This window comes from Rhizobium sp. P2_G2, from assembly GCF_056403555.1.
Genome location: NZ_JBFUFF010000092.1, coordinates 14055 through 27359 on the forward strand (window position 1 = coordinate 14055; position 13305 = coordinate 27359).

A 13305-nucleotide genomic window follows, 5' to 3' on the forward strand; every position below is an offset into this window, starting at 1 on the left:
TATCCGGCGGCGTAGCGGATATTCAACCTGCGCCGCCGGGCTTCATGCATGTCTGATAATCGGATGGGCCGATGACGAACATTAGCGCCGAAGCTGCGAGTCCAGTCATGGTTTCCAGCATTGCGACCCGGCACACACCCGCCGTCATGCCTTGGCTCATGCCGCTGATCCTGGTTCTGGGGATCTTCTATCTCTACCCGATGCTCGACGTGTTTCGCTTGGCCTTCACCAACATGACGCTGCTTGGCGGCGACGGGCGATACACGCTGAATACCATCGTCGATACGCTGATGCGGCCTGAACTGCCACAGATTCTTGGGGTGACCTTCGTCTTCACCTCGGCAAGCGTCATCATCCAACAGGCGTTCGGACTCGCCATCGCCCTGGTGGTGGTGCGTTCGGAAGCGCGGCTGCTGTTCGGTACGACCATCGTGCGCACGACCGCGCTAATTGCCTGGGTCGTGCCGGGCATTGCGGGCGGCATCATCTGGAAAATGCTGTTCAACGAGGCGCCGTTCGGCGGGCTGAACAGCATCCTGCGCGCCGTGGGCATCGCGCCGGTTCAATGGCTGTCCGATCCGGACATGGTGATCTGGTCTGTCGTGCTCTCGAATGTCTGGCGTGGCACGGCTTTTTCAATGGTCGTCATGTATGCGGCGATCAAGGCGATCGATCCGGTCCTTCACGAGGCCGCCGAGGTGGATGGTGCCAGTTCATGGCAAAAGCTCGTTCATGTGACGCTGCCGCAATTGCGTGCGGCCATTCTCGTCAACATGATCCTGATCACGATCCAGACGCTGAACACGTTCGACGCCATCATTTCCCTGACCGGCGGCGGACCAGGCCGGGCGACGGAGGTTCTTTCGCTTTACACATTCAACGCCGTCTTCCGCAATTACGACCTTGCCGTCGGCTCGGTCCTCTCCATCCTGATGCTGGTGATCAGCCTTGCATTGGCGCTGATCTATGCCCGGTTCCTGCCGAAAGGAGACGGCCGATGAAGGTATCGACGCAAAACCGCCTCGGCGATGCGCTCAGCTATCTCTTTCTGGCAGCGACCTTCCTGTTCTTTGCCTGGCCGCTGCTCTGGCTGCTGTCTCTGGCCCTGCGGACACGCAAGGAAGTTTTCCTTGGCGTCAGCCGGTTCATACCCAAGGCGCCGACGCTCGACAATTTCATCACCATCCTCTCGTCCGAAAAATTCGCCGGCTATCTCTGGAATGCCTTGAAACTATCGTCCGCCAGCGCGATCGGCTGCCTGATCGTGGCGCTTCCGGCGGCCTACGCCTTCTCCCGGTTCGAATTTCGTGGCAAAGGCCCGTGGATGATGGTCCTGCTCGCCTTCCAGATGATCTCCCCCTTGGTGATCATGGTGCCGCTCTATCGCTACATGGCCGCCATCCACCTGACCGACAGCCATTTCGGCGCGACGATGGTGTATATCGCCCTCGTCGTCCCCATGGTGACCTGGATCCTTAAAGGCTTCATAGACGGCATTCCCAAAGATCTTGACGAGGCCGCACTGATCGACGGCTGCAATCGCTTCGGTGTGTTCTGGCGGATCATCCTGCCGCTCTCGACCCCTGCCATGGCTTCCGCATTCATTATCGCCGTCATCGCCGGCTGGTCGCAGTTCCTGGTTCCGTTCCTGCTGATCACCAAGGAATCGCTGACGCCGATCGGCGTTGGCATTTTCCAATATGCCGGCACGCAGAACGATTCCTCCATCCAGCTTCTGGCAGCTGCCTGCCTCGTCTCCGTCGTTCCGGCGATCGTCGCCTTCCTATCCCTGCAACGCCTCATCCTCAGCGCCATGACCGCAGGCGCGGTCAAGGGCTGACCCCTATCACAGCATCAGGATTTCATCATGACTTTGACCTCATCCCAACGCCTCGAACGCCTTCAGAAGCGTGCCCAGGAGCTGGAATTTTGGCGCGCACGGCAGACGGCGCATATCGATGGATGGAGCTTTGAGGGTCAGTCGATCGCCATCGGTTCGGCCTGGCCGCGAAAAGATGGGGCCGTGCATTTTGCCTGTGCCGCCGAGGCTCCCTCTGACTGGCCTTTGAGCGAGACCCGTCTCGTCCTCGATCTTGGCGGCGAAAGCCTGATTACTATCACCGATGCGGACGGCGCTGGCAAAAGCTATGGGCTCGACCCCTATCATCGTGAATTCCCGATCCCGTCGCGGAACGTTCGCATCTCCTCCGAAAGCGTTGCTCGCCTGCCTTTCGGCGAACCTGTGCGCGAGCCAAAGCTGGCCCGTGCCGAATTCATCTGGCTGGATGACGCCGTGGACCGTCTGTGGCTGCTGTTGCGGCAGATCGCTGAAGCGGTTTCCGTGCTGGAAAACCACGATGTCGTGCCACATCTCCTCGATGCGGTGGAAGACGCGCTCTACAGCCTCGACTGGCCTTCGGCGACAGCCGCTTACATCGCCCGGATGGCTCCATCGCCCATGCAACAGAAGATCTGGCAATTGCCGGCGCTGGAAGCATCGCCCGAAGGGTTGGACGATGCACAGCGCCGAACCGTGATCGCAGCCTATGAGGCACTGATCGAACGATTGAAGGGGTTGCGCGAGCGTTTCCCACCGCAAGGCAAGATCGCCCTGACCGGTCATGCCCATATCGATCTCGCCTGGCTCTGGCCCTATGGCGAGACGCGGCGGAAAATGCGCCGCACCTTCTACACCGCGCTCTCGCTGATGGAAGGTTCGGACGATTTCCGCTTCAATCAATCGACCGCGCAGTACTATGCCCAGCTTGCCGAAGACGACCCGCAACTGCTGGAAAAGATTGTCGAGCGCGTGCAGGCCGGGCAATGGGAAACGGTCGGCGGAACCTGGGTCGAGCCCGACACCAATATGCCGACCGGGGAGAGCCTCAGCCGCCAGATCCTTTACGGGCAGCGCTATTTCGAAAAAACCTTCGGCACGCGCCACACGGTTTGCTGGTTGCCGGATTGTTTCGGCTTTTCCGGAGCCCTGCCCCAGCTTCTGCGCCAGGGCGGTATGAACAGCTTCTTCACGATCAAGGTCAACTGGTCGGAAACCAACCGCTTTCCCGCCGATCTCTTCTGGTGGGAAGGCCTGGACGGCAGCCGGGTTCTGGCACACACATTCGACAATCCGATGCATGGCTATAACGGCTTCGTGCAGCCCGACTGCTTCGTTCCCACTTGGAAGAATTTCCGCCAGAAGGACAAGCACGACACGACCCTGCTCTGCGTCGGTTATGGCGACGGGGGCGGCGGCGTGACGCCGGAAATGATTGCGCGCGCGAAACAGTTGCGTGTTTTTCCCGCCCTTCCGGAAGCGCGCTGGACCAAGGTTCACGATTTCTTCGACGCGGCGCATAAAAGCGCCAACGAAAAGAAACTTCATGTCTGGCAGGGAGAGATCTACCTGGAACTGCACCGGGCGACGCTGACCAGTCAGAGCGCCGTAAAGCGCCTGCATCGCAAGGCCGAGCGCAGCCTGATCACGGCCGAGACGCTGGCCGGCCTCGCCCATCTCATCGGCAGCGAGCGCCCTCGGTCCATGGAGCGGGAATGGCGAACTGTGTTGAAAAACGAGTTTCACGATATCCTGCCCGGCTCTTCGATCGCCGAGGTCTATGACGACGCCAGGCATGAACTCGAACAGGCGATTGCCGACGGAAGCGCGGCGCAGGATGCGGCAATGGCGGCGATCGCCAGTCGGTTACCGGCCGGTGCGGGCGGTTCTCTGCTGGTGGTCAATCCGTCACTGTCCGAACGGCCGCTTCGCCTGACCCTCGCCGAAGGCCGCCTGATCTCGGCCGAAGGCAGTCTTCCGCCACTCGGCATTGCTGTCCTGCCGAATGAGGCGCTTGCGCCGCAATCGGGCGTGTCGGCGAGCCGGGAGCACCTCGAAAACGATGTGCTCAGGGTCGTACTCGCCGCCGATGGCTCGATTGCGAGCATCCTGCACAAGCCCACCGGGCGCGAGGCCTTGGACGGTGTCGGCAACCGCCTGCTCGCCTATCCTGCCGACAAGCCGCGCAACTGGGATGCATGGGATGTCGAGGAAGACTACGCCAAGCGCTCTGAGGAAATCACCACATTCGACAGTCTTGAGATCATCGAAGCCGGTCCTCATCGCGCCGCCATCAAGATCGTCCGGACATGGCGCCATTCGCGCATTACTCAGATCCTGTCGCTCGGCGCTAACGCCCGCCGGCTCGATATCCTGACCGAGCTGGACTGGCACGACCGGCGCGTGCTGCTCCGCAGCGAGACCGGCGTTGCCGTCCGCAATGCCCGCGCCACCTGCGAATGCGCATACGGCGTGGTCGAGCGCCCGACGCATTCCAACACGTCATGGGATGCAGCGATGTTCGAAGCACCGGCGCACCGCTTCGTCGATCTTTCCGAGCCCGGCTTCGGTCTTGCGTTGTTGAATGATGCCAAATACGGCCACAGCATGCGGGGCAATGTCCTCGGCCTGTCCTTGGTCCGAGGGCCGATCTATCCGGACCCGATGGCCGACGAGGGCTTGCAATCCTTCACCTATTCACTGATGCCGCACGCAGGCACATGGTATGAAGGCGCTGTGAGGGAAGAAGCCGAAGACCTGAACCAGCCGCTTCTTGCCGTTCCGGTTTCGGGTCGTGCAGTCGGCGCCTGGCAACCGCTGACCGTCTCCGGAATCGATGCGGCCCTTTCCGCCATCAAGCCTTGCGAGGACGGAGACGGACTGATCGTGCGCGTATACGAACCCGCAGGACGCCGCGGCGATTTTGCCCTCGGTCTGCCCAAAGGCTGGCGCCTTGAGGGACCGGTGAGCATCCTTGAGGAAACCATGCCTGATGTGCCAACCGAAGGCCTCCGCCCGTTCGAGGTCAAGAGCTGGCGGATTTCGAAATCCTGATCTGTTGTGGGCGGCTGGCACTCAGGTTCTCCCGATGAATATCTTTTCTGGCAATGAAGGCTTAGTTTGCCGGGACCGTGGCCGCTCACAGCGGCGAGACAGAAGGCTGAGAGGCGGATTTGAAATTTGCGGGTTCGAACACGGAACAAGCGGCGGTACAGAACCGCACGATGATCCTGAGTGCTATCCATCGAAGCGCGCCCATCTCGCGCACCGAACTGGCGCGTCAGTCGCGGCTGACGAAGCAGGCGGTCACCCGCATCGTCGATCGCCTGCTGGATGAGGGCCTGATCGTCGAGGCCCGCCGCCGCCATGGCTTGCGCGGCCAGCCGGCGATCGAGCTGGAGATTGATCCGGAAGGCGTGTTTTCGATCGGCGCCAACATCGATCGCGATCACCTCACGATTGTCGCCGTCGATGCCACCGGAGCGGTTCGCGGCCGGATCCACCATGAGCAGCGCTTCATCATGCCGGATACCTTTGTCAGCCTGATGGAGGATGCGCTCTCCTCGTTCCTGCGTCGCAGGGTCGTCAGCGAGGCGCGTCTGGCCGGCATCGGTCTCGCCATCCCGGATTGGCTCGGCGAGGTGCAGGTGATTGGTCTGCCGCCGAATTACCGCCGCTGGAGCGGCTTCGATGTGCGCGGCGCCCTGGAAGCCATGTCCAACCATCCGGTCTTCATCGACAATGACGCGAACGCCGCCGCCTTGGGCGAAATCGAATACGGACTGGGCACCGAAATCCGCAGCTTCTTTTATATCCTCGCCAATGCCTGCCTGGGCGGCAGCCTGGTCATCGACGGCATTCGTCACAAGGGCGCCAGCGGCCTGGGCGGCGAGATCGGCTGGCTGCCGGTCGTGTTCGACGATGGACCACTTGCCGGGCAAAGCCGACCGCTTGGCGAGATGTTCTCGCTGTTCATCCTGCTCGATTACCTGAAGAACAACGGCTTCGACGTGGCAACACCGGCCGATCTGCTTGATCTCGACGACAATGGCCGGCGCCTTCTCAGCACTTGGCTGCGCAAGGTGAGCGTGAAGATCGCCGAAGCCATCGTGCATATCGGCATGATCGTCGATCCGGAGGGCGTGCTGATCGGCGGACGGTTCCCGGTGCGGCTGATCGACGAATTGCTGGTCTATGTGCACGAAGAAATCATGCATCTCGGCGCACAGGCGCCGTCCCTGCACCGCGCCGCAAGTTCGGAAGATGCCGCAGCCCTTGGTGCCGCCGCCATCCCGCTGGCGCACAAGCTGGGCCTGCCCTCCGCCGAGGCGGCGCAACGCTTCCGGGTTCCGCTCAGCAGCCCACCCAAGGAACAGCAGGCCGGAGCGCACTGACCGTCCGATGTTCAGGCCGGGTTGAGCGGCTGCGGAAGCACCTTTGGCAACAGAATCTCCAGGAAGGGCTGAAGGGCCGCGCCAGCGGCAATGCCGGCCCCCGGCAGAGAAGTGCGATTGACCGGAGGGATCCAGGGCGCAGCCACGAAATAGGCGCTTTGCTTTTCCCTTTCCCGCATCATCCGGGCGATGATCATGTCGATCACATGGTCCGGCAGCGAACCGCCGATCAGCACGGCGCCCGGGGCAACGAAACCCGATATGGCGACGATCGCGTCGAGAAGATGGCTGGCGGCGGTCATTGCCCAGTCTTCGACGGATGCGGGGCCTTTTTCGGCGATATGGCGCTCGAGAGAGGTTACCGTCGCCACCTCGTCAAGGCTGGCATGCCTCTGTCCCGAGCGCATGGCGCCGATCTGGCCGGCGCGTCTATGCATGCCGCGAAAGATCTTCCCGCCGATCAGCAATCCGGCCCGCACGGTCTCGTCGATCAGGATGACAACGAGACCGCCCTCGGGTTCCCCAATGCCGAGCATGCGCTCGGCAATGACGGCGGCTTCCGTGTCATCGAGAAAGAAAACAGGAGCTGGCGCAAGCGATGCCCTGATCGCCTCCCGATCGACAACGGTTCCCGCACCAAGCGCAATGCCATTGCCGATCGTGCCGCACTGAATCCCGGCATCCCTGAGCATGGCGGCAACAGTCCCGCCGATTTCCGCACAGTCGCCGATCTTACGCCGGCTAACCACGACACCGGCCAGATTCATGATGACGATTTCGGTACCCGATGTGGTCAGATTGACACCGACCGAATGGGCGCCATCGGCCAGGAGCATGAATTCCACGGCGCTATATCTGCCACCGGTTTGCCGCTTGCGCTCGCCGATGAGGCCGGCATCCTGCAAACGCCGCATGATGCCGGTAATCGCCGGCTCTGTCAGCCCGAGACGCGCCGACAATTCCTGCCGCGTGAGCGGTCCGAAACGGCGCAGCATGGCAAGGGCGGTGCGTGAGTTGTGATCGGCGATATCGACCGGACTTATTCCGGGAAGATCGTCGCGTGCCTGTGTCCTGCGCCCGATTGAAGCCGAAAGCCGCCGTCCCGTCTTCACGATTGCATCCTCGAGTCGCTCATGCATGCGCGCATGTTTTCATGAAACGATTAAAACTGAATCCTATCAATTTCAATCGGTACCCACGTTGGCGGGAGGCGGGCGTCGCTGAATGGTGGGGCAGAGTCTGTCGCAGTGGGCTTGTCGCGAAGATATTTACGGGCCGCAAGGCATAGTCAACTTAACGAATCGTGGATTTCGATGTGAGAAGACGGGTCATGACAGACCGTGACCCGCTCTACCGCCGCCATCGCTTTCCCGCTGAAATCATTGCTCACGCGGTGTGGCTCTATTTCCGTTTTCCTCTCAGCTTGCGGATGGTCGAGGACATGCTGGCGGCGCGAGGGATTATTGTCTCGCACCAGACTGTCCGCCTTTGGGCAGAGAAGTTCGGCCGCGCCTTCGCCAGCGAAATTCGCCGCCGCTCAGCCGGTCGGCTGGGAGACGAGTGGCACCTCGACGAGGCAGTCGTTTCGATCGGCGGCAAGAAGCACTGGCTTTGGCGCGCCGTCGATCAGAATGGTTTCGTCCTCGACGTTCTGGTTCAGAGTCGCCGCAACGCCAAGGCAGCCAAGCGCCTGATGCGCAAGCTGTTGAAGGGCCAAGGCCGCCCCCCGCGAGTGATGATCACCGATAAGCTGCGATCTTACGCCGCCGCGAAGCGAGAGATCATGCCGGGTGTCGAACACCGTTCGCATAAAAGCTTGAACAATCGGGCGGAGAACTCCCACCAGCCATTCCGGCGACGGGAATGGATCATGAAACGCTTCAAGTCACAGCGACATCTACAGCGCTTCGTCTCCATCCATGATCCGATCGCCAACCTGTTCCACATCCCCCGCCACGACATCTCATCCAGCCATCATTGCGAACTGCGTTCAGAGGCGATGAACCTGTGGGCAAAAATCGCTCGGGCGTGAACCGCCATGGTGCAACCGGGCTACTACGACTGCCTCGTTCCCGTTAAGTTTACGATGCCTTGTTGACGTATCGGCGGTCCACCTGCCCGTTCTGCCGTTGTAAAATCACGTTCAGATAATATGAAAATCCGTATGGTCGAGGCTGGTCTTGTCGGTGACATGCGTAAACAGCACCCGGTCAAATTTATTGCCGGAACCATCTTGGTCGAAGTAGAGGTCGCCGTGCGCCTTGTCGTAGAGGATGCGGTCAGAACTATCGACGCCAGCCATCGATGTGGCGCTGGAAATAGTTTTGAAAGCGCTGCTGGCCAGATTTCCGGCTTTCAAGCCTGCAAATACATCATGGTCGAGACTGAACGTATCGGCGGCATGGCTGAAGTCGGTGATCATATCGACATTCGATTTTTTGAGTGTCGTGTCAAAGACGAAAGTATCGTGACCTCCGCCTCCGGTCATCGTGTCGTTGCCCAGCATGCCATTGAGAACATTGTCGTTGCCATTGCCGGTCAGGCTGTTGTCGAGGCTGTTGCCGGTGCCGTCGATCGCCTTGCTGCCGGTCAAGATCAGATTGAGCTGGTGGGCGTTGAGCGTATAGGTCACGCCGCTGCGGACAGTCTCGTCGGGGGCGATCGTCAAGGTGACCTTGGTCGTGCTGCTGGTGTCGGTACCGTCGCTGGCACGGTAGGTGAAGCTGTCATTGCCGCTATAGCCGGCATCCGGCGTATAGTCGAATGAACCGTTCGGATTGAGGGTAAGCTCGCCGTGGGCAGGACCCTTGACCAGGTCTGCAGTGAGCGCATCCTTCTGTGCATCGGTATCGTTGGCGAGTATGCCCTTAGACTTGGCAACGTGCAGCGCCACGCCTTCATCCGTCGAGTAGCCGTCGGCATTGGCCACTGGTGGCGTGTTGTTCTTGCCGCTGTTGATGGGGAACTTGGTCAGATCCTTGACGAACACATCTATGCTTCCATTGGTGTCGCCGGGCACCAGCTTGTCGCCATAGGACTCGAAAACGATCTTCTTGCCGTCGGCGGAATAGCTCAGAGCGCCGACCGCCGATCCGTGGCCATCGACCTCGAACCCATCGGCGGAGACCAGCCGGATGGTGCCTGTGACCAGGTTCTTCTCGAAAACGCTGCTGTTGCTGTAGCTGCCGGGCACGAGACCAGGGGAATTCGAGATGAAGGCAATGCGTTTGCCATCCGGCGAGAAAACCGGAGATTCGCTGCCCAGATAGCCGGTTCCGTCCGTCTGCTGTCCGGCAGCGTTCGTCGATACCAGCGTGACTTCGCCGGTTTTGAGATTCTTGACGAAAATATCAGCCGTATGATTCGTGTCGCCAGAGACCAGATTGTCAGCACCACTGGCAAACGCCACCATGGTGCCGTCGGGCGAAAACACCGGCGCGTAGGATCCGCTATTACCCTGTGTGCCATTGACCGAGGTTGAAACAAGGGTGACTGCACCGGTCGAGAGGTTCTTGATAAAGACATCCTCCGCCGTATTGCTGTCTCCGGCGACGAGATTGCCGGCGTCAGAGGCAAACAGCACGGACTTGCCGTCCGGCGAAAAGGTCGGCAACGTCGCGAGCGCCGACAGCGTACCACCATTGCCCGCATCGGCCTGGCTTCCATCGGCTGCGGTGGAGACGCGGATCATCGCACCGGTTACGAGATTCTTGACGAAAATGTCGGGCTGATTGTTGGTGTCGCCATTCACCAGATTGTCGGCAAACGAATAGAAGACGATCTTGGTGCCGTCTGGCGAGAAGTCCGGCACCCCGCAGCGATCATTGCCCTTGACGCCGTGCGCCGTGGTCGAGACGACCGTGAGAGAGCCGGTGGCCAGATCCTTGACCATGATATCCGGCCCCCTTGCGAAGGCAATCTTGGTGCCATCGTCAGAAAACGTCGGATTTTCGCTGCCGTAGTCAGTGATAAAATGTCCATTTGCGTCCGCGGAAACGACGGAGATCTTGCCGGTCTCTAAGTTTTTCAGAAAAAGCTGTGCACCGCTGACACCGGGCATAAGATTGGTCGAGCCGGAGTAAAAGACGACTGACTTACCATCAGGCGAAAACACCGGCTTATCGCCATAGACACCGGAACTGGCTTGGCCGTCGCTGGCCGTCGTATCGATTCGCTCGATATTGCCGGCGACATCGATGGTGACGGTCGCGTCCTTGCCATACTTTGTGCCGTCGAATGCGTGGTAGACGAATGTCTCCTTGCCGATGAACGTACCATCCGGCGTATAGGTAAAGGAGCCGTCCGCCTTCAGCTTCAGCGTCCCATGGTCGGGTCCATCGACCAGCACTGCCTTCAGCGCATCGCCGTTGGCGTCCTTGTCGTTGGCCAGCACGCCATGGGCGGCATCGACCACCAGGGCCGCGTCATAGCCACCTTTGTAGAAGTCATCAGCGGATTTGGCACTGACTTCGAAAGGCACGCTGAAAATTTCCTCGCGTCCGCCGCTGTCCCTGGATTCGAAGACGATCTTGCTGCCATCGGGGGAGAATCTCGGCGCAAATTCTCCGCTCGTAAAAGCGACGCGAGTGACTTCGCCCGAGGCGATGTTTTTGACATAAATGGCGCTGGTGAAATGATTGGGATTGTCAGACGGATCCGACGGAAGATCGCTGGCAAGGGATCGGTAGAGAACGTTCTCGCCGTCCGGAGAAAATACGGCGTCTTGATCAACCGGTGCGATGAGCTGAACCGCGCCCGTAACCAGATCCTTCATGTAGATGGCGCCGGTTTTGTGATCCTCGCCCGGTATCAATGAAAGGGACGTGGCAAACAGCAGTTTCGTGCCGTCAGGCGAAAAGCTTGGCGCRGTGACAGCGTATGCGCCGATTGGATTGGACGCTTGATTTCCATTTGCGTCGGTGGAGACACGCGTTATCTGGCCGGTGACCAGATCCTTGACGAAAATGTCGTTAAAGCCATTCGTGTCGCCCGTAACGAGATCGGTATCCGAGGAAAGGAATGCTACCTTGGTGCCATCCGGAGAATAAACCGCACCACCACTATCGCCGCGCTTTCCGGTCGCTCCCGATATCGACGTCGACACGAGGCTCACCGAGCCGGTGTTCAGGTCCTTGCTGTAAACTTCACCATATGTGACGCTGTTTATGACATTGGAGGTTTCGAACAAAACCCGCGTGCCATCGGGTGAGAATGTCGGACTGAAGCTGTTGGCGGGCGTACCGTCAATGGTATTTGAAATTCGTGTCAGGGTTCCCGACACAAGATCCTTGACGAAGATGTCAGATTTGCCATCCGTGTCGCCCGGCACAAGATTGTCGGCACGAGACGAGAACACGATCTTGGTGCCATCAGGAGAAATGGAGACATCATCGGCCGCTCCCGATCCGAGTTGATCCGCCGCGATCGGAACACGCGTCACTACGCCCGTCACCATGTCCTTGATGAAGATATCCGCAACGCCATTGGCGTCGCCAGTCACGAGGTTGCTGCCTGCGGACGTGAAGACAAATTTGCTGCCGTCGGCCGAAAACGGCTGCCGCACACCAAAGTTGCTATAGCTGTCTGCAGGCGTGCCGTCGGCTGAGGTGGATATCTCTGTAGGCTGGTCCATGGGGGTCGCTTTCAAAAAATATTGAAATGAAATGCAGCGCAATGCCTTCAGTCAGCGCGAAAAAACTGCGGCGGGGTCATTGTCTGCCTGTTCATCGGCCTTTGCCGATACGAGTATCGGATCGTCCATCGTGCAGCCCTTTGCCAAGCTCAGGCGCGACGGTAGATCAAGGCATCAGAACCGTCTTCCACCGTTCGGTGGAGATCGCGGCGTATCGACACATTTTGTTCTGTGCGGCTTTTGACGTTTTGGCGAATTGTAATTTTGTGACATAGTCTTGAGGTGATTTTTTGAACGCGGCCTCGGATAAAGCGATGCGGCCCAAGCGCGCGCGGCCGAAGACTACGGCTGATCGGATGGCAGGCACCCCGCCCCTTGGGGCGGGGATGGTTTATTGGAGGGCTGTAGTGAACGTTGGCGGTTCTCAAATGCGGACCCAGGTTCAGAAAATAAAATCGACGGCGGATAAATCCTTGAGTTTCACGCCCTCCAGCGCGATGGAATCGTGAGCAGTAAAGTCGATCACCACCGATGAACCAGACTGCTCCATATGATGGGCTTTGAGATCTGCGAAATTCGTGAGCCCCGAAACGTGGCTGAGATCGATGACATCGTGATCCGAATCCTTGGCGTCGAAATCCTTGATCGTGTCGGCACCGTCGCCGGCCTTGAAGACGAAATGGTCTGCATCCGCCCCGCCAAAAAGCGTGTCACTGCCCTTACCGCCCGTCAGGGTATCAGCACCGGCAAGACCACTGAGCGTGTTGGCGCCCACATTGCCGGTGATGTGATTGGCAAGCGCATTGCCGGTGCCGCTGAGTGCCGCCTTGCCGGATAGCTTCAGGTTTTCCACCGAATCGCCAAGTGTGTAGCTGACAGAGGCGAGCACAGTGTCTGTGCCCTGGGCAGCCAATTCCTGAACCTGGTCGCCCGTGGAATCGACGACATAGGTGTCGTTGCCCTTGCCGCCAACCAGGACATCATTGCCGCCTTTGCCGTCAAGCCTGTCATTACCAGCATAGCCAGTCAGATATTCGCCCCAGCTTGTGCCGGCGAGTTTGTCGGCATGGCGTGAGCCCTCAATGTCGGCTGCGAAATGCCGCTGGAAGATGCCGTAGCTGTCTCCCGTCCCTTCGCCAGACCAGGTGACCACCCAGCCGCCATCGGCCAGCGCCGTGGCTGTTGGATAGGCTTGAGTATTCGCGGTATAGCTGTTGACCAGGGTTTGAGACCCGACCGCATTGCCATCCGCCGCATAGCGCTGCTGGAAGATGCCGTTGTCATCGCCCGTCCCTTCGCCACACCAGGTGACCACCCAGCCCCCATCGGAAAGCGCCGTGGTAGTCGGAGAGCCTTGAGTACCTCCGCCGTAGCTGTTGACCGGGTTTTGAGCCGCCCCCACGGTGTCGCCATTGGCCGCGTAGCGCTGCTGGAAGATGCCG

General features: G+C 59.8%; 8 protein-coding genes. 5 read left to right on the forward strand and 3 right to left on the reverse strand.

Annotated features, from left to right (window positions below):
* Positions 1-71: 71 nt before the first annotated feature.
* The 4 genes from AC1D06_RS34345 (at position 72) to AC1D06_RS34360 (ending at position 6231) form a co-directional block, all read left to right on the forward strand.
* Positions 72-1001, forward strand: coding sequence for a carbohydrate ABC transporter permease (locus tag AC1D06_RS34345; protein WP_477880776.1), 930 nt, complete (start codon positions 72-74; stop codon positions 999-1001).
* On the forward strand, positions 998-1840 hold the full coding sequence (locus tag AC1D06_RS34350) for a carbohydrate ABC transporter permease (protein ID WP_477880778.1): 843 nt from the start codon (positions 998-1000) through the stop codon (positions 1838-1840). Before AC1D06_RS34345 ends, AC1D06_RS34350 begins: the two co-directional genes overlap by 4 nt.
* A gap of 27 nt (positions 1841-1867) precedes the next feature.
* On the forward strand, positions 1868-4891 hold the full coding sequence (locus AC1D06_RS34355; RefSeq protein ID WP_477990266.1) for an alpha-mannosidase: 3024 nt from the start codon (positions 1868-1870) through the stop codon (positions 4889-4891).
* Between the two features lie 170 nt (positions 4892-5061).
* Positions 5062-6231 (forward strand): ROK family transcriptional regulator, encoded by a 1170-nt coding sequence (locus AC1D06_RS34360; RefSeq protein WP_477880859.1) that lies wholly within the window; start codon positions 5062-5064, stop codon positions 6229-6231.
* A gap of 11 nt (positions 6232-6242) precedes the next feature.
* Here the strand turns inward: AC1D06_RS34360 and AC1D06_RS34365 are convergent, their stop codons facing one another.
* Entirely contained in the window at positions 6243-7343 is a 1101-nt protein-coding gene (locus AC1D06_RS34365; protein WP_477990267.1) for an ROK family transcriptional regulator, read from the reverse strand.
* A 218-nt stretch (positions 7344-7561) separates the two neighbouring features.
* Between AC1D06_RS34365 and AC1D06_RS34370 the strand changes: the two genes are divergently transcribed.
* On the forward strand, positions 7562-8263 hold the full coding sequence (locus tag AC1D06_RS34370; protein WP_477990270.1) for an IS6 family transposase: 702 nt from the start codon (positions 7562-7564) through the stop codon (positions 8261-8263).
* A gap of 111 nt (positions 8264-8374) precedes the next feature.
* Here the strand turns inward: AC1D06_RS34370 and AC1D06_RS34375 are convergent, their stop codons facing one another.
* A complete protein-coding gene (locus AC1D06_RS34375) occupies positions 8375-11863 on the reverse strand; it encodes an Ig-like domain-containing protein (RefSeq protein ID WP_477990268.1) in 3489 nt (1162 codons plus the stop codon).
* Positions 11864-12305: 442 nt separating this feature from the next.
* Positions 12306-13305: calcium-binding protein (locus tag AC1D06_RS34380; protein ID WP_477990269.1), on the reverse strand; the 1000-nt coding region annotated here is incomplete at its 5' end.

Coding starts and splice junctions, on each gene's coding strand:
- AC1D06_RS34345 (WP_477880776.1), top strand. CDS start 72: ATGACGAACATTAGCGCCGAAGCTGCGAGTCCAGTCATGGTTTCCAGC.
- AC1D06_RS34350 (WP_477880778.1), top strand. CDS start 998: ATGAAGGTATCGACGCAAAACCGCCTCGGCGATGCGCTCAGCTATCTC.
- AC1D06_RS34355 (WP_477990266.1), top strand. CDS start 1,868: ATGACTTTGACCTCATCCCAACGCCTCGAACGCCTTCAGAAGCGTGCC.
- AC1D06_RS34360 (WP_477880859.1), top strand. CDS start 5,062: ATGATCCTGAGTGCTATCCATCGAAGCGCGCCCATCTCGCGCACCGAA.
- AC1D06_RS34370 (WP_477990270.1), top strand. CDS start 7,562: ATGACAGACCGTGACCCGCTCTACCGCCGCCATCGCTTTCCCGCTGAA.